Genomic DNA, 19926 nt, shown 5'->3' on the forward strand with positions numbered 1-19926 from the left:
ATAGAGGAGGCTCCGATGCAGCCCTGGGCCTATCCGGTGGATCTCTTAAGGATCCGGGCACGCTGGGAGCAGTTTATCACCTGGCGACGGCTGGATCCTGATCTGGACCCGCTGGTGGCCGCTTCATGGGAACGATGCTTCCTACGGTTGAATCCTATGGCCCCCCCGGCCCTGCCTTGCCTGGAGGAACAGACCCTGGAGCGGGTGCGGCTCACCCTCTTCGATCTGATCGCCACGGCTCGCCCCATGATGGAGGACCTCCACCAGTTCACCGAAGGTTCCGGCCTGGCGATCGTGCTCTTGGATAGCGCTGCATGCGTCCTGGATGTCCTGGGGGATCTGGAGATCGTCCGTGCGGTGGAGGCCGTTGGGCTTCGGCCCGGAGTTTATTGGGGCGAAGGCCATGTGGGCACCAACGCTTTCGCCCTCGCCCTCCTAGAACGAACCCCCGCTCAGGTGGTCGGCGCGGAACATTTCCTTGCCCTCTATCACCCATGGGCCACCACGGCCGCTCCGATCTACGGCCTGGATGGACAGCCGCTGGGGGCGATCGGGGTTATGGCGCCCGCGGAGCGGGCTCATCCGGACACCCTGGGGATGGTAATGGCCGCTGCCCGGGCCATCGAGAACCAGCTGCAGGCAGAGGCGAACTTGCAGGAAAACCACCAGCTCCTGGCTGAGCTTCAGGCCATCCTGGAGGCCATCGATCAGGTGGTCCTGGTCCTGAACGCCCAGGGACAGGTGATCCGCCTGAACCGGACAGCAGCTCGCGTCCTGGGCCTGGAGCCCTCCGGGATCCTGGGACGTCCACTGGACGATCATATCCGCTTGCCTCCCACCTTTCACGAAGCCCTATCCGATCCGATGGCCCATCGGGAAGCCACAGGGGCCCTCATGGTGGATGGCGATCCGATGGAGGGATGGATCGGTCTACATGCCGTAACCGAAGGACGACGGCACCTGGGATTTGTCCTGACGTTCCGGCGGAGCGAGCAGGTGCATCAGATGGTGGCCCGGCTGGTCGGCGCTCAGGCGCTGATGACCCTGGCGGATATCCCAGGCCGCTCCCGGGCCATCCAGCAGGTCCGCCAACAGGCCCGGGCAGCGGCCCGAACCAGCCTCCCTGTCCTCTTGCTGGGGGAAGCGGGGACAGGCAAAGGGGTGCTCGCCCGTGCGATTCACAACGCCAGCACCCGGGCCAGTGGACCTTTCATCGCCGTCTCGTGTCGGGCGATCCCCCGGGAGCTGTTGATGATCGAGCTGCTGGGTGTCGAGGGGGGAACGTTCCGAAACGGCCCGGCGGAAGGACGGCCGGGGAAATTCGAGCTGGCTCACGGCGGCACTCTCTACCTGGACGAGATCGAGGCGCTACCGCTGGAAGTCCAGGCTGCGATCCTGCGGATCCTGGAAACCGGGGAGGTCATGCGCCTGGGTGGCTGGCGCCCCATCCATGTCGATGTGCGGTTGATTGCCTCCTCGGCGGCCGATCTGGAGCGACTGGTTGCGGAGGGACATTTCCGGGCGGATCTGTATCATCTTCTGGCCAGCACAGCGATCCGGATCCCTGCGCTGCGGGAGCGGCCGGAGGATATCCCTCTCATTGCGGAAGCGGTGTTCCGGCGCCTGCGCCGGGCTTCCGGGCGAACCTATCGGCTCACCGAAGCGGCGCTGCAACAGCTCAAAGCCTATCCGTGGCCAGGGAACGTGCGGGAGCTGGAGAACGCCCTGGAGCGGGCGGCCGCGCTGAGCGAGAACGGGTGGATCGATCTCCTGCATCTCCCAGAGCGGATCGTGCGGGGGCTGACTGTGGAAGAGCCCCCGGAGCCCATCCGGCCGGTAGAGGAGCTGGAGCGGGAGGCCATCCTGCGGGCAGCGGTGCAGTATCGAGGCCGCCTCAGCGAGATGGCCTCCGCCCTCGGCCTCAGCCGCACCACCCTCTGGCGCCGCCTAAAGCGTTATGGAATTGACCTCGCCGCCTTTCGGAATCACGAAAAAAGCCCGAGGCGCTCGCGGGTCCGCATATGAGGGTCCATGATCGGCTATTCTCAGCGGACCAAATGGAGGATCCTCTTCGATGACCCGATGGTTTCTCGCGCTGGTCTGTGGGCTCTATATGATCCTGGCATGGCACTTCGCTCGCTGGACGCCGGCATGGCAGGTGCCCGACGAGCCAGCACACTACAATTACATCCGCTTCATTGCCACCAGGGGCCGCCTGCCCATCCTCCAGCCAGGGGACTATGATCAGGAATACTTGAGCCAGATGGTCTCCAGAGGCTTCCCGCCGGAGCTATCCATTGATCCCCTACGATACGAATTCCATCAGCCTCCGCTGTATTATCTGCTGGCGGCTCCCGTGTTCATGGTGTTCCAGGGCCAGCTGCTTCCCCTTCGCCTGTTCTCCGCCTCCCTGGGCCTCCTACAGATCCTCCTCGCCTTCACGGCGATCCGTCGGATGTTCCCGGAGCGCCCGGCCTGGGCGCTGGGAACCGCGGCGGTCTTCGCTTTCCTGCCCCAGCATGTGGCGATGAACAGTGGGGTGAACAACGACGCCTTAGCGGAGGCCCTCATCCTGGGGCTCTGGGTGCCCTTGGCGGAGGAACTACGTGGCCACTCCCCTCGCAACGCATGGATCGGAGGAGCGCTCCTGGGAGCCGGCTTCCTGACCAAGACCACCGTCTACCCGATGGCCCTCATAGTCCTCACAGCCGTCGGAGCACGGATCCACTGGGACCACGCTCCAAGGGCCGAGGCGATGCGGCGCCTCATGCGCTGGCTGCTCCCGGCTCTCCTCCTGGGAGGAATCTGGTGGGCCCGCAATCTCCTCACCTACGGATGGCCGGACTTCCTGGGACTGCAGCAACACGATCGGGTGGTAGTCGGTCAGCCGCGGACGGCAGAATGGATCGCCCGCTATGGTCTGGCGGCCACCCTGGATCGCTTCCGAGCCTTCACCTTCCAGAGCTTCTGGGGGCAATTCGGCTGGATGGGGGTGGTGTTGGAGGCCCGCTGGTATCTCTTCTTCGCCTGGTTGACCGTGCTAGGGCTTCTGGGCTTAGCCCTGCACGTAAGCCGGGAACGCGCGCGCTCGCCCCTCTGGGGATGGCCCGGGCTGCTGCTGACGCTCAGCCTGACGCTTACCGTCGCCGCCTACATCGGATATAACCTTTCCTTCGTGCAGCACCAGGGACGCTATCTCTTCCCCGCCCTGCTTCCCATCGCTGTGGGCTTCACCATCGGCTGGCTGGAATGGCTGAAGCGGCCAGCAGCGGATGGACTCGCAAAGGCGTGTGGCCTGGGGATACTGGCTCAGGGGCTCGCCGGATGGATCGGTGGGGATCTCCCGGTCTTCCCGATGGGATTGCTCCTGGGAACCGGGATGACCGCGCAGATGGCCGTCCGATTCCCCGCGCTCCGTCCCCTCCTGGCCCTGACGGCCTGCCTCGGTGCCTTCGCCCTCGATCTGTACCTCATTCTCCGGGTGATCCACCCGGCCTTTCAATGACGTTCCCTCCCTCCGATGAACCCCCTACTGATTTTCCTCCAGCACCCGGTAGGTCGCTTCGATGATCTCCTCTCGTCCAGACGAGGTCCGCGGCCTCTCCGCCGGGGCCATATCCAGCAACAGCCGCCACACGAGCAAGAGAAGGACCAAATCATCCAGAGAGCCGATCCCGGGAATCATCAGGTCCGGCAGGAGATCGATCGGAGAAAGGATATAAATCAGGGCCAGAAGGGGGAGTAGCCTCAACCAGCCCGGCGTGCGAGGATCCCGCATCAGCCGCCGGATCCGTCGCAGATCATGCCACCCGCTCCACCGATTCCCCAGCCGATCCATGTCCCTCCTCCCTCTCGATAGTTACGCCATCGCTCTTTCCCTAAGGGCTTCTGGAGACGAGCAAAGCGCCGCATGGGATCTCTCTTATTTTATTAACAAGCGTGAAAGCGCTTGACAGCTCCAGTACCTTTTCTATAATTCGAAGTAGAAATGTTTCCATCCGGGATGCCATCGGCCCTTCCCCGGGTAACCTGCATGTCCGCCCGCTGTGACAGGGAGGTGGGGGATGATTTCCAACCGGCGATGGTTCCTACTGGTTGCTCTGCTTCTCATCCCCGCTTTGCTTCTGGCCGCCTGCGCTCAGCCTGCCACACCCGCCCCGGCAAAGAAGCTGGAGATCTTCTCCTGGTGGACAGCCGGCGGGGAGGCGGAAGGGCTGGAGGCCATGTTTGCGGTTTACCGCCAGAAATATCCAGGGGTAGAGATCATCAACGCCACCGTCGCTGGCGGCGCCGGCGCCCAGGCCAAAGCAGTCCTGAAGACCCGCATGCTGGGTGGCGACCCGCCGGATTCCTTCCAGGTTCATGGCGGGGCCGAGCTGATCGACACCTGGGTGAAGACCGGCTACATGGAGGATATCACCGATTTGTGGAAGAGCGAGGGGTGGACGGATAAGTTCCCCAAGCAGCTGATCGATCTCGTCAGCCATGAAGGGAAGATCTACTCCGTCCCCGTAAACGTTCATCGAGGGAACGTCCTCTGGTATAACAAGAAGATCTTCGATCAATACGGCCTGCAACCCCCCACCACCTTCGACGAGTTCTTCCAAGTGGCCGAGGCCCTCAAGGCGAAGGGGGTGACCCCGCTGGCCCTGGGGGATAAGCTCAAATGGGAGGCGGCCCACCTCTTCGAGACGGTCCTCGCGGGCGTGCTGGGAGCAGAGAAATATCGAGGCCTATGGACCGGCCAGACGCCCTGGACTGGGCCGGAGGTGGCGAGGGCTTTCGAGATCTTTGGGCGGATGCTCAACTACGTGAACGACGACCATGCCGCCCACACCTGGGACTCCGCCACCCAGCTGGTGCTCGACGGCAAGGCGGCCATGACCGTCATGGGGGACTGGTCCCACGGGTATTTCCTCTCCAAGGGGGCCAAGCCGGGCGTGGACTACGGATGGGTCCCAGCCCCGAACAACAAGGGGCTCTTCATGGTGGTGACCGACACCTTCGGCCTGCCCAAGAAGGCACCGCATCGGGAGCAGGCCATCGCCTGGCTCAAGGTGTGCGGTTCAAAGGAGGGCCAGGAGGCCTTCAACCCGAAGAAGGGCTCCATCTGTGCCCGCCTGGATTGCGACCGGACGAAGTTCGATATCTACCTCCAGTCCTCTATGGATGATTTCGCGCGGGATCAGCTGATCCCCAGCGAGGTCCATGGATCGGCCGCTCCGGAGGGCTTCGCGACCGCCTTCAATGACATCATCTTCAACTTCGTGACCAGCCGGGACGCCAAAGCAGCAATGGAAGCTCTCCAGAAGGCCTGCGTGGAGAACAAGATGTGCAAGTGAGGGGCAACCCGACCGCGGCTGATGGCATCCCTCAAAACAACCGGCGCGGCGGGGAGCTCCCCGCCGCGCCGCGCGATTCGTAACCCCATAGGGATTCCCCTCAGCCACGCTCCTCGATGGGGATGTATTCCATGTGCTCCGGCCCCACATAGAAGAAGCGCGGCCGGTAGATCCGGTTGTCCTTGCGCTGCTCAAGAGCGTGGGCGACCCATCCGGCGATCCGGCCCACCGCAAAGATGGGGGTGAAGAGGGCCGTCTCGATGCCCATGGAGGCCATCACAATCCCGGAGTAGAAGTCCACATTGGGCTGGACACCCTTCTGCCCCAGGCGCTCGATCATCACCCGCTCGATCACCTCCGCCATCCGCAGCCACTTCTCCGTGCCGGCCCGTCGGGTGACCTCAAGGGCATACCGCTTGAGGATGTGCGCCCGGGGATCATAGGTCTTGTAGACGCGATGGCCGAAGCCGGGGATCTTCTTCTTGCGGGCCAGCGCACGGAGCACCCACGCCTCTGCGTTCTCCACCTCCCCGATCTCATACAGCATATGCATGACTTCCTCGTTAGCTCCTCCATGAAGCGGCCCCTTGAGAGCGGCAATGCCTCCCACCACGGCGGAATATAGATCGCTCAGGGTGGAGGTGATGGCCCGCACCGTGAACGTGGAGGCATTGCACTCATGGTCCGCATGGAGAATCAGAATCACATCCATCACCCGCGCGTAGAAGGGATCCGGCTCCTCCTCGAACAACATATAGAGGAAGTTGGCGGCATGGCTGAGATCCGGGCGGGGATGAACCGGCGGGAGACCTTTGCGGGCGCGCCCAATGGCCGCCACTACGGTGGCGATGCGGGAGGTCAGCTTGATGGCCTCCCGCTCATGGGCGATCATGGTGTCCTCTTCCGCAGAGTCGTCAAAGGCCGCCAGCATCGAAATGGCAGTGCGCAGCACCGACATCGGGTGGAAGTTATACCGGCGCCCGGCGCGGGAGATGAAGTCGTAAACCTCATCGGGGATCTCGCGATACTGTCGGAGGCGCATCTTGTAGACGTCTAACTCGTCCTGGGTAGGGAGCTTGTCGTAAAGGAGGAGGAAAGCGGTCTCCTCAAAGGTGGACTTCTCAGCCAGGACCTCGATAGGGATCCCATGATAGATCAGGCGGCCTGCGGCTCCGTCCACATAGCTTTTTACCGACTCCGCTACAATCACGCCTTCCAATCCCTTGGCGAAAGAGACCTCGCCAGGCCTCCCAATATATTTTACTTCCTGGGGGGTCGTAATTGCAGTCATGGCAACCTCCGAAAGGTTGAAGAGTGGCATCCCTGGCGTCGCCGCCCCCCCTTTGCCATCGAGACGAGCCCCCACTTCCATCGCCAATCCATGCCTGAGGAGCCAAATCGTGCGGCTTTCTCCAATCGCATGCGCATTACCCTCTCGCGAGACATAAATTGCCTTCAGCGACGTACATTCCACAAACCATCGACCCCATCAAACATCGCCGCAGGGTGGAATTATCCCTCCATCCTTCGGGAATCCGACTTTTCACTCCAAATCTTAACCCGGGATCGGCCGGAAGGCAAGAGCGATAGCGCCCACCTGCCCTTCAATCAGAACAGACAAGATGCCGCAGCTTTCCCCTTGAAAAACAAAAGGGGAGCCCCGCGGATGAGCGAGCGCAGATTGCTCGGATCGATCTACAATAAATGGACCAAGAGTCATCCTGCGAAGTCCTAGCGCCTCCCGCCGGAGGTGTGGGGCCCAGGAGGATCAGGCGGGATGACTACGAAGCCCTCTCGAGGGGGCTGCTTCGGAAGGGTGTCCCCAGCGCCAAAACCGCAAGGCATCCCTTCTCATAACGGATCCAGAGCAGGAGGATATCAATGAACAAGATGACGGTGCGCGATGTGGACGTCCGCGGTCGTCGGGTGCTGGTCCGGGTGGATTTCAATGTTCCGATCGCTGAAGGTCGGGTGACGGACGACACCCGCATCCGGGCCACGCTGCCCACGCTTCAGTATCTCCTGGATCAGGGAGCAGCCCTCATCGTGATGTCCCATCTGGGCCGCCCGAAGAAGCCGGATCCAACTTTCAGCCTGAAGCCGGTCGCGGAGCGCCTGAGCGAGTTGCTGGCCCGGCCCGTCCAGATGGCCCCCGATTGTGTGGGGCCCGAGGTCGAGGCTATGGCCACGGCGCTTCAGCCCGGCCAGGTTCTGATGCTGGAGAATCTCCGTTTCCATCCTGAGGAAGAAAAGAATGATCCTGAGTTCGCCCGGCAGCTGGCCCGGCTGGGCGATCTCTGTGTGAACGACGCCTTCGGCGCGGCCCATCGGGCACACGCTTCGGTGGAGGCCATCGCCCGGTTCATCCCCGTAGTGGCCGGCTTCCTAATGGAGAAAGAGATCCGTTACCTGAGCCAAGCCCTGACGAACCCGAAGCGGCCCTTTGTAGCCATCCTCGGCGGAGCCAAGATCTCGGATAAGATCGGAGTGATCGAAAGCTTCCTGGCTCGGGCGGATCGTGTGCTGATCGGCGGGGGAATGGCCAATACCTTCCTCAAAGCCCAGGGCTATGAAGTGGGGGATTCCCTGGTGGAGGAAGAGGCCCTGGAGACGGCACGCCAGCTGCTGGCTCGAGGCGGGGATCGTCTGTGGCTGCCCGTGGATGTGGTGATCGCCGACGCCTTCGCCCCTGACGCACAGGCCCGCGTCGTGCCCATCGATCAGGTGCCGGCCGGCTGGCGGATCCTGGATATTGGCCCGCAGACCGTGGCTCGATATACGGAGGAGATCCGGCGTGCTGCCTTCATTGTGTGGAACGGACCGCTGGGAGTCTTTGAGTTCCCCCGCTTCGCGGAAGGAACCTTCGCCATCGCCCGTGCAATCGCCGATAGCGGGGCGATGAGCATCGTAGGCGGCGGCGACTCGGTGGCGGCCGTCCACGCAGCGGGAGTGGCCGATCGAATCACCCATATCTCGACCGGGGGGGGAGCCAGCCTGGAGTTTCTGGAAGGCCGTACACTCCCCGGCATCGCAGTCCTAGCCGATCGGCCTTAGAGGGTATCGTCCACTATGCCTTTGCGGCTTATGCCGTCCGATCGACCCTGGGTGCGCATGACCATGGGGGCGGCGGAGGTGGCGGAGGACGCCGAGGAATTGCGGCTCACGCTGCTCCCCAACTCGGGGGATCGTTACGCGGATGCCCAGATCGATGATTACGGGGGCACAGGCTTCATCTGGCAGCCCCCGGTCCAGCTCCTCATTGAGGCCCGCTTCTCGCATCCCGCGGCCTCGCTGATGGGAACCGCAGGGTTTGGATTCTGGAACGCCGGGGCACCGCCTGGGACGGCCGCCGGGTTACCTTCCGCCGTGTGGTTCTTTTTCGCCTCATCGCCCTCCCGAGTGGCCCTTGATCCTCTGGATCCCGGTCGGGGATGGCTGGCCATGGTCTGGCGCAGCCCGGGCGGTCCCCGGCTCCTATGGCCAGCTCCCATGATCCGGAGACTTCAGCGTCTTCTCGATCACCCAGTGCTGGCTCGAGCGACGCTGACGGCCGGCCGGCGCTGGATCCTAATCTCGCAGCGCCAGATCCCGATGGACCTGACCCAATGGCATAGGTATGGCATCCGATGGATGCCCAGAGAGGTTCTCTTTGAGGTAGATGGGGAGGAAATCCATCGCGCGCCCTTTGCACCCGCAGGCCCCCTGGGCTTCGTCGCCTGGATCGACAATCAGTTCCTGAGCCTGGATCCGGATACTGGCATCTCCAGCGGCTTTCTCGCGGTTCGGGAGATCCAGTCGCTCCTATTGAGGCGGGTGGAAATCAACCGCATGGTCCCTAAACTGTTCTTCCGCCCCTCCCCCATTCCAACCTAACTGCGAGGGGCGATCCCGCCGCGCCGATGAGCCCTCCATGCGCCCTCCCAATCCCGGCTGCAGCAGCACCCGATCGGATCGAATAAAATAGAGGCGAGAACGGATGCGATGGTGGTGCGGGGGAAGAGCCGCACCACCATCGCCTTTTCCTGGAAAGGAGGATTTCGGGATGGTGGCCGTGCGCGCCTTCATTGCCGTCGAGCTGCCTCCAGAGATTCAGAAACGCCTGGCCGAGGTGCAGGACCACCTGCGCCGGGAGCTCCAGGACCTGCCGATCCGATGGGTCCGGCCGGAGAGCATTCATCTGACCCTGAAATTCCTCGGGATGATCCCTGCTTCTCATATTGATGAGATCATCGCGGCGCTGCGAGGGCTGACCCTGGAGCGGGGGCCCTTCGCGTTTGTGGTGGAGGGAATCGGCTGCTTCCCGGACCTCCGGCATCCCCGGGTGATCTGGGTGGGGGTCTCCGATCCCACCCGGGCGCTGGCGGCCTTTCAACGTTTGGTGGAGTCCAGCATGCAGAAGCTGGGCTATCCCCCTGACGATCGCCCCTACCAGCCCCATCTGACGCTGGGGCGGGTCGGCCGGGAGGCCACTTCGGCCGATTGCCGGCGGATCGCGGAGGTGATCGAACGAACCACCGTAGAGCGGCTGGGGGAGGTGCGGGTGACGGAGATCACCCTGATGCGAAGCGACCTTCATCCCCAGGGAGCGATCTACACCCCCATTGCCCGCCTTCCTTTACGGGGAAGCATATAAACGGGACTGGTGTCTTCTGGCTCCAGCTCGGGAGACCGAATGCTCCTTCTCCGCTTCTCCCCACATCGCTCCAGAAGGAGAAACCCTCACGCCTCCAAAATGTTCTCAAAAAACGTGACCGAGACCGGGCGGCCCTGCGCATCCAGAGCAACGGAAGCCAGATCCACCCGCCAGCAGGGCTCTGGCTCTTCCAGCTGCCCCAGGTAGGCCAGGGCGGTTTGCAGCAAGCACCGACGTTTGCGGGGAGTCAGACTCTCCTCCGGGGTGCCGAACCGATCATCCCGCCGGGCGCGGACCTCAATAAAGCGCAACCAGCCCTGCCCTTCCGCGATCAGATCGATCTCTCCGAAGGGCGAGCGCCAGTTCCGAGCCCGGATGGAATATCCCTGGGCCTCGAGCTGAGCCGCCACGAAGGCCTCTGCTGCGGCTCCCAGAGATCGGCGGGAAGGACGACGAGAACTCATTGGGCCTCCGGCTGGCCTTTGAGATGGAGCGAAACATCGGCGATCCGGAAGCCATGGCCTCGCACGGTGAGGATATAATCCCGGCTTGGATCCGCCTGGGCCAGCCGTTCCCGTAGGCGGCGGATGAGGGCGTCCAGCGCTTGCTCCGTGATCCCCCGGGGATCCTCCTGGGGCCAGATGTAAGCGATCAGCTCATCCCGCGAAACCACCGCGCCCCGGGCGATGGCCAGACGCTCCAGCGCCCGGAATTGCGCCGGGGAAAGCGGGGGATCCACCTCCCGACCGTTCACCCACACCCGTCGGGCCGCCCGATCGATCAGCAGACCCGGGACCATCGAAGGGACCGGAACGGATTCCAGCGGGAGCGTCGCCTCGGCGCTGACGAACCGGATGCGCACACACAAGGCAAGGGCGATCTCATCGCCATCCTTCAGACGCTGGGGAGTAAAGGGCGCGAGCAGCTGCCCGTTGAGAAAGGTTCCATTTTTACTGCCCAGATCTTCAATGTAGTAACCATCGGCTTCGCGCTTGAGACGGGCATGCTGGCGGGAGATCTGCCGCTCCGGCAACACCAGATCGCATGTCTCGCCGCGTCCAATGAGCATGACCTCCTGGTCAACGGGCCAGCGCTGCCCGGCGAGCTGCCCTTCGGTGATCACCAGGATGGGCGCCGCTGCCCCAACCATAAGCGCCTCCCAAGCGGTCGATCCCCAGGCTGTATTTTGCAACCCCACACCATACGCGAGGAGGTCGACTGCCTCACTTCATTATTCAACTGACCGGATCCGGAAGGCAACCGGAAAATGAAAGAGCGGCCATCTCCTCACAGGGGTTGCCAGGGGGCGGTGGGATCCCCCAGAGGGCGCCAGCGAGGGCCTTCCCGGGTGTCCTGCACTTCATAGCCCATAGATCGCAAGCGCTCCCGCAACGCGTCTGCGGTCGCCCAGTCCTTCCGCTGTCGCGCCGTCTCCCGCTCCCGGATCAGGGCCGCGGCCTCCGGCGAGAGCACCGGCTGGGGGAAGCCCAGCGCTCCCGGCGGTGGTTGCACTTCGATAGGCGGCGGGATCCGGATCGCCCCCAACCAGTTGATGGGGAACGTCGCTCCCGCTTCCACCTCCTGGGTTCCATCGGCACGCACGATCGTCACCCGTCCGAGACCCAGCACCTCAACCCCTCCTTTTTGGAAATCGAAAACCGCCATCGTGTGTTCATCGATCCCCAGGATGACCACCTCGGGCGGGAGGAACCGGCGCATGGCCTCGAAGCGCTCGTGGCCCATAAAACACCGGCTGGTATCCACCTCCTCCCCGCCTTCCTGGTTGTTCCAGTGGGAGACGATCGCCAACTGCAAGCCGAAGTCTCCGAACAGATCCAGCCCTCGCACCCAGTGCGGGTCGTGGCCGGCCTTATAGATCTCATAGACCGGGATCGCCCAGGCGCTGACCGCGATGGCCGCAGCGCTGGCCAGGCCGAGGGCGGCCCCCTGCCGATGGCGGGCCACGAGATACCGCCAGGCGACGCTTCCCTGCAGCTGCCGGATCGCATAGGTGGGACTCCCCGGGCCCATGAAGATATAGTCGGCCTCCAGCAATGGAGCCACCAGATAGGGATCATCCGGGCTGAAGGGAGTCCCCCGCTTGCGGGCCGGGAGGACCAGAACGCGGGGCCGGAACTCCCCCAGGCGCTCCCGGATGAAGTCGGCCACCCGCCCGGCCACCCGCGCGGAGTTTAGCTCAAAGCCCGCCGGAGTCTCCAGCACCGCCACCTTCACCGGCGGCTCGAAATCCGCCATGGCCACCGCGTGGCCCCGACGCCCACTGGGAGCAATTTCCCCCGACCCGAACAGCACGATCTTCCCCGGCCGCGCACGGCCTTCCAATCCAGAAGCCGAAGCAGATAGACGCCCGGGCCCCATCCCCCCTCCGGATACAAAATCCAGGGTCTTGAATTCAAGATACCGCATCCGGAGTGATCGTGCTACTTTGGAGAACGAGATCCCGGACCCCTCCCGCTGGCACAGGCTGCTACGGGAGCGGAGGGGGCGGGAGATCGAGGGAATCCGCCGACCTGGATCCAGAGCGCGTGGCCTGGGCGCGGCAGGACGCCTTCTGTCTGGAGCTGCGGCTGGAGGCAGGTCCTCCAGGCTTTCTGGAATTCCTGCGCCGAATGGACGAGGGAACCTCCTGAGCGATCAACGGAGACGATCCTCGAAGAACCGGCGGTGCCCTCGCAGACGCCCCCATAGAGCCCAGGCCAGGAAGCCGGCCAGGCTGGCCATCGCCGCCCCTGTGCGCACCATGCCCGTGTGCGGATCGATGGACTCGCAGGCCAGGCCACCGTCCAGCGGCGCGCGCCGCACCGTCTCCAGAACCCCGGGGTCCGGATCGGTGAGCAGCCGGTTGGCCAGATCGAAGACTCCGGGGAAAGGGAAGTGAGGCGACCCGGGCCCTCCGAAGGGGCCGGGGAAGAAATAGGGGTTCATCGGCGAGGCCAGCCAGCGCACTGTGTTCCGGTAAATTGGGTCATCCGGATCACAGAACCCATAATAGGCCAGCAAGCGCAGGCTTCCCGGCGGCTCCTCCCGCAGCTCCCACCGCCCCTGGCGATCCCGCGCCCAGGCCCACATCAGCCCCTCCGGGCCTTCCACGATCCCGTGCGCGCGGATCGCTCCTTCCAGACGCTCAGCTTCCCGCTCCCAGCGCGCCGCCTCCTCATCAGCCCCCTGGCGCCGGAGGAGATCCGCCACCGCCCGGAAAGCGGCCCAGACCAGGACGTTGTCGTAGATGACCAGCGGGTAATCCGTGGGATCATCGGTTGGGAGCAGGAAGGTTTCATACAGCCCGGTCTCTGGATCCCGATGGGCCTCGATCTCCCGCAGGAGCGTCGGGATGGCTTCGGCGATCGCAGGCTCGCGGAGGAGATCCGTATCTCCTGTTTCGTGGATATAACGCCAGAGGGCCAGGAGCGGCGCGGCCGCCTGATCCAGCTCGAATCCCGGGTAGAGGGGGATGCCGTTCAGATACAGCGCGTGATCGGCGATATGGGGGAGATAGCGTGGCAGACACTGGCACAACAGCTGGCGCGCCCGCCCGGCGTCCACCAACAGGATGGCCGGGAAAGACCAAAGGAACGCATCGCGGCTCCAAAAGGCCCCGCTCACGTAATACAGCGGGCTCCGGGAGGTCACCATCACCGGTGCTCCAGTGTCCAGGCAGTCCCCCTGGCTGAAGAAATATGCGAAGAACAGGTTCTCGTTGAGACGGGCCGCGAGCCCTGGATCTTCCAGGGGGCAGGCTCGGCTTTCCAGCCATTGCCGCGTCTCGCGCAGCAGCGCCGCCGCGCCCCGGCGCCGCAGATGCAGCGCCCCTGTCCGAGCGCCGTCCTCATCCGGCGCCGCTGCCACATAAAGGACAGCCTCCAGGGTTTCTCCAGGATGGAGGTCCCGTGTCTGAAGGCATCGATACGCGAAAGGCTGTTCGGAGACGATCTCCAGCGAAAGAGGAGCTTCCACCTGCCATCCCAGGGCCAGGATTGGGAACCCGATTCCAAACTCCGCCACTCCACTGCCTGTCCATGGATCTCGCCCGCTGGTCCACGCTCCAACGAGGGGTCGGGAAGAGAAACGGGAAAGGAGCACTCTCTTCCATCGCCCTTCGAACCCGACGAGCATCCGGCAGGGAGAGCTCCTGTGGAGATTCGCGCGCATCCAATATACTATCCCCCGCTCGCCGACCGGCGCCCAGAGACGGCCTTCGATCTCCAAATCGCCGGCGCGGAAGCGCCAGACCGGGATCCAGAAGCCCTCCCGGGACCACTCCAGGCGACCCCTCCAGTCCACCGGCTGGCCGTCCACTATGAGGAAGGGGCGAAGGAGCGGGTCGCCATCGGCCTCGAGCAGGCCATTGAGACGCTCATGAAGCACGCCCAGACGATGCAGGCTCCCATCCCGCCGATCGATCAAAGGGAGGGAAATCCAGAGGTTCCCGGTGGGCAAAAACGGCGGAGGCTCCTCCAGGACGGGCGGTCGGGTGATCAGCGGGTGCATGCTCATCCCTTCATTCCCGTTAAGGTGATGCCCTCGATGATCTGCCGCTGCAGTAGGAAGAACACGATCAACATGGGAAGGGCGGCGATCAACGCCCCGGCCATCTGCCAGTGGATATTCGTCCCGTATTGCTCAGAGAAAAACTGCAGGCCGACCGGGATGGTGCGGCTGGCGTCGGAACTGGTGATGATCAACGGCCAGAGAAACTCCTCCCACGCCCCCAGGAAAGTAAAGATCGCCAGGGCAGCCAGGGCCGGACGCACTAGGGGCAGCATGATCGCCCAGAAGATCCGCCATTCGGAGGCCCCATCCATGCGGGCCGCGTCGATTAGATCCCCGGGGATGGTCAGCATGAACTGGCGCATCAAAAAGATGCCAAAGGCATCCACCAGCCATGGGAACATCACCCCGAGCAGAGTATCCTGGAGATGAAGAGCAATGGCCAATTGATAGATCGGGATCATGCGGGTCTGGAAAGGGATCATCAGGCTGGCGAGGATCATCACAAACAACAGATCCCGGCCCGGGAACTGGAAGCGCGCCAAAGCATAGCCGGCCATCGAGCTGGTGACCAGGACGCTGAGAGTAACGAGAGATGAGGTGAGCAGGCTGTTCAGGAAATATCGGCCGAAGGGGAACTGAGAGAAAACCGCCCGGAAGTTCTCCAGGGTGGGCTCCTCCGGGATCCAGGTGGGAGGGATGCGCATGACCTCGTGCAGTGGCTTGAAAGCGGACGAGGTCATCCATGCCAGGGGTAGGAGCATCACGACGGATCCGGCCAGGAGCGCCAATATCACCAGAGAGCGGCCAATCCATCGCCCGGCCAGGGCCATTCCTCACCTCCTTAAATTTCAGTATTCGAACGGACGCTGGAGGATGCGGAGCTGGATCAGGGTGACCGTCATGATCATCAGCAAAAGCACAATGGCGTTGGCCGCGCCATATCCGAAATCGAATTGCTTCCAGGCCAGATCATAGATGTGCAACACGAAAACCCGGGTGCTGTTCAAGGGGCCACCCGGGGTAAGATAGGTAAAGCCTCCGGAGGTCATCACGTAAGGGATGCTGAATACCCGGAAGGCATTAATCACCAGGATGACGGCCACGAAGACCACGGTGGGGTTCAGCAGCGGTAGCGTGACATGCCAGAAGATCTGCCATGGGTTCGCCCCGTCGATCTCCGCCGCTTCCCGAATCTCCCGAGGAATGGTCTGGAGCCCTGCCAGGAAGAGGACCATCGCATAACCGACCTGTTTCCAAATGCCCGCGGTCATCAGGGCGGGCAACGCCCAGGTTGTGCTGGCCAGCCAACCGGGCGGGTCAACGATCCCGACCTGACGCAGGATCCAGTTCACGACCCCGAAGGTGGGTTCGAACAACCAGCGCCAGACGAAAGCAGAGGCCACCACGGAGGTCATTACCGGGACGAAATAGATCGTGCGGAAGACCCCGCGGCCAGGCAGCCAGGGCTGATTCAGGGCCAAGGCCGTCAACATGCCCAGCACCATCACCCAGGGGACCACCCCGAGGGTCCAGATACAAGTCACCTTAAGGGATTGCCAGAAAAGCGGATCCCGCACCATGCGCTGGTAGTTGGCGAGACCAACGAACTCCTTCTCCCCGAACAGGCTCCAGCGATACAGGCTGAGCCGGAAAGCCTCCACGGAGGGATAGAGCACGATGAGAGCAAACAGGATCAGAGTGGGGGCCAGGAATCCATAAGCCCAGATCCACATGCGGACCTGACGTCGGATCCGAAGGGCCCTCCTCCTTTCCAGCGCCCATGCGAAGTTCCGGCTGACCATTGCTCCTCTCCCGACCAAGATGAAAAGGGGGCGGCCGGAGCTCACGCTCCGGCCGCCTCTTTATCTTCCAGGAGACCTTCCATGCCCTTTACGGGCACTTCAGGATCTTCCGGACAACCTGCTCCTCCTTGGCAGCTGCTTCCTTCACCGCCATCTCCACATCCGCGCCCTGGATGACGATCTTCTCCCACAGCTCCGACTGGATGTTATCCACCTCCGTCTGTCCGACCTGCTCGACCGGTCGGGAGTAGCTCATGGACTCCAGGGCGACCCGGAACTTCTCATCGGTGGCCAGGGATGGATCGGAGACCAGGGCCTTCAAGGAGGGCAGGTCGCCGGCTTTCCGGAACCATTTGATCTGGGCATCCTTGCTGGTGAGGAACTGGACCCAACGCCAGGCCCACTCTGGATTCTTGGTGTCTTTGTTCACCACATACGCCCACACGTGCAACGGAGTGACCGGTTGCTTTCCTGCTGGGACGGGGGGCGGGGCCACGATCCAGTTGATCCCCTTGGCCTCTCGCTCCAGCCGGCCTCGCGTCACTGGGTGGTTGATGTAGAAAACCGCCTTGCCCTGCTCGAACTTCCGCTGCCCCGTGAGGAACTTCGGCGAGTCCACGGCTTCCGGGCCCGTCATCAGCTCGGCAACCAGCTTCCAGGCCGCGATCCCCTGCGGACCAGCGTAATTCACCTTGCAGGAAGCGGCGTCCACCACTGGGCCATCGATGAAGCTATACATGGCCTGGGTATAGACCGCCCAGCGGTAACGGGTGTCCAAGCCGGCCTGAATGATGTTCCCCTGGGCGTCCCGCTTGGTGCATCGGCGCGCTTGCTCCTTCAATTCCTCCCATGTGGCGGGAGGCCGGTTGGGATCCCCTCCACATTCCTTGAGAAGATCAACGTTGATGAAGAGAATCAGCGTCTGGACATCCGTGGGCAGCCCGTAATACTTCCCACCGGACTTGAAACGTTGGACAGCAGCGGGAATGAAGGCTTCTTCGATCTGCTGGGTGGTCATCACACTCTCCGGCACCGGGGCCAGCGCCCCCGCCTGGATGAGCTGTTCTGCCATCTCCATGGGGATTTGGAAAACATCCGGGCCGGTCTTGCTGGCCAGGGCCGTCAGCAGCTTATCGAAATATTGCTCATAAGGGATGCTCTCAAACTTGATGGTGACGTTGGGGTATTTGGCTTGGAACTCCTGAATGAGCTCGTCCACCACCGGCTTCCGGGCCTCATGGTGATGCTGCCAGTGGACAATGGTGATCTGAGGCGGAGGGGTGGGAGAAGCGGGCGCCCCTGGTGCGCACTGAGCGAGGATCAACGCGGCCAGCATAAAAAGCGAAAACCATGTCCATCGCCCCATGGCTCACCTCCCGAGAATCAAGATGATCCATCCTCCAATCGCAGCAATCGGACAGCGTTTCCGGCAAAGATCTTCCGGATATCTTCCTCCCGCAGCCCGATCTCATAACAGATCCGCAGCTGGTCCTCCAGGTAGCGGACCGCAAAGCCCCGTGGAAACCACTCCGAGTCGCTTCCGAAGATGATCCGCTCCGGCCCGATGGTCTCCACAAACCTCCGGAAGAGATCCTTCATGGTCAGCTCATACGGCATCCAGCGGATCCACTCGTTGTTCCCGGATGTGTCCACATAGATGTTTCGACATACCCAGCACAGATGCAGGAGCTCCCGAGGATATCCGCATCCGAAATGTGCGATCACGAAGGGCACGTCGGGGAAGCCCTTGGCCACATCGTGCAGCCGCAACGGGTTGATGTTCTCATGCCAGGCAATGCCACCCCCGCCCCCGAGGATCCCAAAATGGATGAGGACAGGGATACCCAGGGCTTCGCACGTCCGCCAGACTGGATCCAGTGCCTCATCATCGATAGGCCCTCGCAGAGCAGGGGCCAGGATCTTATAGCCCCGCAGCCCCAGCTCCTGCACGGCGCGTCGGAGCTCTGACGCCGCATCGGGGCGGAAGGGGTCATGATGGGCAAAGCCGATGAAGCGATCTGGATAGCGGCTCACCAGCGCGGCCAGCTGATCGTTCCCCCCTCCTGTGAGAAAGACCACCCGGTCCAGACCGTAGCGGTCCACCTCGGCGGCCCAGCGCTCCAGCTGCACCTCCGGCGGGGCCATCGGCTCTTCCGGGAAGGGAAAGGAGTAGGCTCGCCACCACTGCTCCTGATACCAGCGGGCGTCCTGGCGCAGGCGCGCCAGCTTCTCCAGGCCAAAACGAGCTGCGTAACGAGCCTCCCAGTCGGCCAGATAGTCCTCTGGGACCGGGAAGTGAGCGTGGAAGTCAATGATGCGAATCCCCCAACGGCTGATCCGCGTCACCGCAACGCCCTCCGAACCTGCATCAGGCCTTCGAGCTCGAAGATGGCGTAGGCCACCGCCCCCAGAACGCCCGCCCGATCCCCCAGGGCGGAGAGATGGATCTCCGGCATAGCCGGGACCACCCGTTCCAGCCTGCGACGGAGCCCGTTCACCAGATAGGGGCCAGCCCGGGCCACGCCGCCTCCCAGCACGATCATCTCCGGGTCGACCACCGCGATCACGCTGGCCAGCATGATCGCCAGATAATCCATCGCCTCCTCAGCAACCTGAGCGGCCAGGGGATCCCCCGCCTCCGCGGCCCGGAACACATCCGTGGCCTCAAGGCGGCCTGCCTCGATGAACGGCCGGAGCGCGCTCTCCGGGAACTCCCTGGCCCGCTCCATCGCCCGGCGGGCAATGGTCGGGCCCGCAGCCAGGGTCTCCAAGCAACCGAAGGTCTCATAGGTCTGATGAAGAAGCGAGCGCTCCGGGATCACATATCCGATCTCTCCGGCTGCATAGTGATAGCCCCGATACAGCTCCCCATTGAGGATCAGGCCTGCCCCGATCCCCGTCCCGATGAACACACAAACCAGGCTCTGCGCTCCCCGCCCGATCCCGAACCACCGTTCCCCAAAGGCGGCTAGGTTCACATCGTTCTCTACGAACGTAGGGAGATGAAACCGGCGCTCAATTTCATCCCGCAACGGGAGATTCCGCCACTGGAACGCCGGCGCCCAGATCACCCGACCGGCGGCCGGATCCGTCACCCCGGGGGCGCCGATCCCAATCCCCCGCACCGCATATCCGCCCGCGCGGGCCTGTTCCAGCAGTGCCTCGATGGCCTCGAAGAGCTGCCCCAGGGCCTCCTCTGGCCTTCCATTAGGCTGGGAAGGGCGCCGAATCTCCACCCGGATTTCCCCGTTCAAATTGGCCACGGCGCCCACCAGATAGGTCCCCCCCAGGTCAATGCCGATCAGGTGATAGGCTTCATAATTCAAATAAAGCGAGCGGGGGCGCCGTCCGGAGAATCGCCGATCCCCTGGGGAAGGCGCTCGCTCCCGTTCGATCACCAGGCCCTCCTCCATGAGTTGCCCTACCAGTCGCGTGACGGTCGCCGGGCTAAGACCCAACTGGCGACCCAGCTCCACCCGGGAGATCCCGGGCTGCTCCCGGATCAGCTGCAGAATCGCCGACCGGTTGATCCGCTCCAGAATCTCAGGCCGCCCCGCGTGCATCCACCAGCTCCCTGTTTTATTTTCATTCTAAAAGAAAATATGAAATTGTCAAGGGGATGGAAAACTGGTTGAAG

The 19926-nt window shown here is 63.2% G+C and carries 17 protein-coding genes; 6 read left to right on the top strand and 11 right to left on the bottom strand.

What is annotated here, in order from left to right; translation table 11 throughout:
* The first annotated feature begins 15 nt into the window (after positions 1 to 15).
* Entirely contained in the window at positions 16 to 2025 is a 2010-nt protein-coding gene (locus tag ACFMO3_RS01375; protein ID WP_376788637.1) for a sigma-54-dependent Fis family transcriptional regulator, read from the top strand.
* 49 nt (positions 2026 to 2074) lie between these two features.
* Positions 2075 to 3505 carry an ArnT family glycosyltransferase gene (locus ACFMO3_RS01380; protein WP_376788638.1) on the top strand — a complete coding sequence of 477 codons (1431 nt, stop codon included), beginning with the start codon at positions 2075 to 2077 and terminating at the stop codon, positions 3503 to 3505.
* Between the two features lie 24 nt (positions 3506 to 3529).
* Here the strand turns inward: ACFMO3_RS01380 and ACFMO3_RS01385 are convergent, their stop codons facing one another.
* Complete coding sequence (locus ACFMO3_RS01385) at positions 3530 to 3838, bottom strand: DUF1232 domain-containing protein (RefSeq protein ID WP_376788639.1); 309 nt, start codon at positions 3836 to 3838, stop codon at positions 3530 to 3532.
* Between the two features lie 226 nt (positions 3839 to 4064).
* Here ACFMO3_RS01385 and ACFMO3_RS01390 point away from each other — a divergent pair, with 226 nt between their 5' ends.
* Positions 4065 to 5342 carry an ABC transporter substrate-binding protein gene (locus tag ACFMO3_RS01390; protein WP_376788640.1) on the top strand — a complete coding sequence of 426 codons (1278 nt, stop codon included), beginning with the start codon at positions 4065 to 4067 and terminating at the stop codon, positions 5340 to 5342.
* Between the two features lie 100 nt (positions 5343 to 5442).
* Here ACFMO3_RS01390 and ACFMO3_RS01395 read toward each other — a convergent pair whose 3' ends face one another.
* The gene (locus ACFMO3_RS01395; RefSeq protein ID WP_376788641.1) at positions 5443 to 6633 is read right to left on the bottom strand and encodes a citrate/2-methylcitrate synthase; all 1191 of its coding nucleotides are present in this window, start codon (positions 6631 to 6633) and stop codon (positions 5443 to 5445) included.
* A 590-nt stretch (positions 6634 to 7223) separates the two neighbouring features.
* Here ACFMO3_RS01395 and ACFMO3_RS01400 point away from each other — a divergent pair.
* From ACFMO3_RS01400 to thpR, 3 genes are all read left to right on the top strand, one after another.
* A complete protein-coding gene (locus tag ACFMO3_RS01400) occupies positions 7224 to 8396 on the top strand; it encodes a phosphoglycerate kinase (protein WP_376788642.1) in 1173 nt (390 codons plus the stop codon).
* Positions 8397 to 8411: 15 nt separating this feature from the next.
* Positions 8412 to 9215, top strand: coding sequence for a hypothetical protein (locus ACFMO3_RS01405; protein ID WP_376788643.1), 804 nt, complete (start codon positions 8412 to 8414; stop codon positions 9213 to 9215).
* A gap of 169 nt (positions 9216 to 9384) precedes the next feature.
* Positions 9385 to 9975, top strand: coding sequence for an RNA 2',3'-cyclic phosphodiesterase (gene thpR / locus ACFMO3_RS01410; RefSeq protein WP_376788644.1), 591 nt, complete (start codon positions 9385 to 9387; stop codon positions 9973 to 9975).
* A gap of 86 nt (positions 9976 to 10061) precedes the next feature.
* Here thpR and ACFMO3_RS01415 read toward each other — a convergent pair whose 3' ends face one another.
* The 9 genes from ACFMO3_RS01415 to ACFMO3_RS01455 all read right to left on the bottom strand — a co-directional run bounded on the left by ACFMO3_RS01415 (position 10062) and on the right by ACFMO3_RS01455 (position 19852).
* A complete protein-coding gene (locus ACFMO3_RS01415; protein WP_376788645.1) occupies positions 10062 to 10439 on the bottom strand; it encodes a YraN family protein in 378 nt (125 codons plus the stop codon).
* Positions 10436 to 11125, bottom strand: a complete 690-nt coding sequence (locus ACFMO3_RS01420) for an FHA domain-containing protein (RefSeq protein ID WP_376788646.1) — start codon at positions 11123 to 11125, stop codon at positions 10436 to 10438. Before ACFMO3_RS01420 ends, ACFMO3_RS01415 begins: the two co-directional genes overlap by 4 nt.
* Positions 11126 to 11262: 137 nt before the next feature.
* Positions 11263 to 12354 carry a cysteinyl-tRNA synthetase gene (locus tag ACFMO3_RS01425; protein WP_376788736.1) on the bottom strand — a complete coding sequence of 364 codons (1092 nt, stop codon included), beginning with the start codon at positions 12352 to 12354 and terminating at the stop codon, positions 11263 to 11265.
* Between the two features lie 276 nt (positions 12355 to 12630).
* Positions 12631 to 14490, bottom strand: coding sequence for a glycoside hydrolase family 125 protein (locus ACFMO3_RS01430; RefSeq protein WP_376788647.1), 1860 nt, complete (start codon positions 14488 to 14490; stop codon positions 12631 to 12633).
* Positions 14487 to 15317, bottom strand: a complete 831-nt coding sequence (locus ACFMO3_RS01435; protein ID WP_376788648.1) for a carbohydrate ABC transporter permease — start codon at positions 15315 to 15317, stop codon at positions 14487 to 14489. Before ACFMO3_RS01435 ends, ACFMO3_RS01430 begins: the two co-directional genes overlap by 4 nt.
* 18 nt (positions 15318 to 15335) lie before the next feature.
* A complete protein-coding gene (locus ACFMO3_RS01440) occupies positions 15336 to 16289 on the bottom strand; it encodes a carbohydrate ABC transporter permease (protein ID WP_376788649.1) in 954 nt (317 codons plus the stop codon).
* Positions 16290 to 16377: 88 nt separating this feature from the next.
* Positions 16378 to 17655 (bottom strand): ABC transporter substrate-binding protein, encoded by a 1278-nt coding sequence (locus ACFMO3_RS01445; RefSeq protein WP_376788650.1) that lies wholly within the window; start codon positions 17653 to 17655, stop codon positions 16378 to 16380.
* 17 nt (positions 17656 to 17672) lie between these two features.
* Positions 17673 to 18635 carry an amidohydrolase family protein gene (locus ACFMO3_RS01450; RefSeq protein WP_376788651.1) on the bottom strand — a complete coding sequence of 321 codons (963 nt, stop codon included), beginning with the start codon at positions 18633 to 18635 and terminating at the stop codon, positions 17673 to 17675.
* Positions 18632 to 19852, bottom strand: a complete 1221-nt coding sequence (locus tag ACFMO3_RS01455; protein ID WP_376788652.1) for an ROK family protein — start codon at positions 19850 to 19852, stop codon at positions 18632 to 18634. The genes ACFMO3_RS01450 and ACFMO3_RS01455 overlap by 4 nt, the downstream gene beginning before the upstream one ends.
* Positions 19853 to 19926: the final 74 nt, after the last annotated feature.

The sequence above is a fragment of the Thermoflexus sp. genome, from assembly GCF_042408815.1.
Classification (GTDB): Bacteria; Chloroflexota; Anaerolineae; order Thermoflexales; family Thermoflexaceae; genus Thermoflexus.

What these genes read in the sequence shown, in the direction of transcription:
- ACFMO3_RS01375 (WP_376788637.1), top strand. Translation starts at nt 16, where the DNA reads ATGCAGCCCTGGGCCTATCCGGTGGATCTCTTAAGGATCCGGGCACGC.
- ACFMO3_RS01380 (WP_376788638.1), top strand. Translation starts at nt 2,075, where the DNA reads ATGACCCGATGGTTTCTCGCGCTGGTCTGTGGGCTCTATATGATCCTG.
- ACFMO3_RS01385 (WP_376788639.1), bottom strand. Translation starts at nt 3,838, where the DNA reads ATGGATCGGCTGGGGAATCGGTGGAGCGGGTGGCATGATCTGCGACGG.
- ACFMO3_RS01390 (WP_376788640.1), top strand. Translation starts at nt 4,065, where the DNA reads ATGATTTCCAACCGGCGATGGTTCCTACTGGTTGCTCTGCTTCTCATC.
- ACFMO3_RS01395 (WP_376788641.1), bottom strand. Translation starts at nt 6,633, where the DNA reads ATGACTGCAATTACGACCCCCCAGGAAGTAAAATATATTGGGAGGCCT.
- ACFMO3_RS01400 (WP_376788642.1), top strand. Translation starts at nt 7,224, where the DNA reads ATGAACAAGATGACGGTGCGCGATGTGGACGTCCGCGGTCGTCGGGTG.
- ACFMO3_RS01405 (WP_376788643.1), top strand. Translation starts at nt 8,412, where the DNA reads ATGCCTTTGCGGCTTATGCCGTCCGATCGACCCTGGGTGCGCATGACC.
- thpR (WP_376788644.1), top strand. Translation starts at nt 9,385, where the DNA reads ATGGTGGCCGTGCGCGCCTTCATTGCCGTCGAGCTGCCTCCAGAGATT.
- ACFMO3_RS01415 (WP_376788645.1), bottom strand. Translation starts at nt 10,439, where the DNA reads ATGAGTTCTCGTCGTCCTTCCCGCCGATCTCTGGGAGCCGCAGCAGAG.
- ACFMO3_RS01420 (WP_376788646.1), bottom strand. Translation starts at nt 11,125, where the DNA reads ATGGTTGGGGCAGCGGCGCCCATCCTGGTGATCACCGAAGGGCAGCTC.
- ACFMO3_RS01425 (WP_376788736.1), bottom strand. Translation starts at nt 12,354, where the DNA reads ATGGGGCCCGGGCGTCTATCTGCTTCGGCTTCTGGATTGGAAGGCCGT.
- ACFMO3_RS01430 (WP_376788647.1), bottom strand. Translation starts at nt 14,490, where the DNA reads ATGAGCATGCACCCGCTGATCACCCGACCGCCCGTCCTGGAGGAGCCT.
- ACFMO3_RS01435 (WP_376788648.1), bottom strand. Translation starts at nt 15,317, where the DNA reads ATGGCCCTGGCCGGGCGATGGATTGGCCGCTCTCTGGTGATATTGGCG.
- ACFMO3_RS01440 (WP_376788649.1), bottom strand. Translation starts at nt 16,289, where the DNA reads ATGGTCAGCCGGAACTTCGCATGGGCGCTGGAAAGGAGGAGGGCCCTT.
- ACFMO3_RS01445 (WP_376788650.1), bottom strand. Translation starts at nt 17,655, where the DNA reads ATGGGGCGATGGACATGGTTTTCGCTTTTTATGCTGGCCGCGTTGATC.
- ACFMO3_RS01455 (WP_376788652.1), bottom strand. Translation starts at nt 19,852, where the DNA reads ATGCACGCGGGGCGGCCTGAGATTCTGGAGCGGATCAACCGGTCGGCG.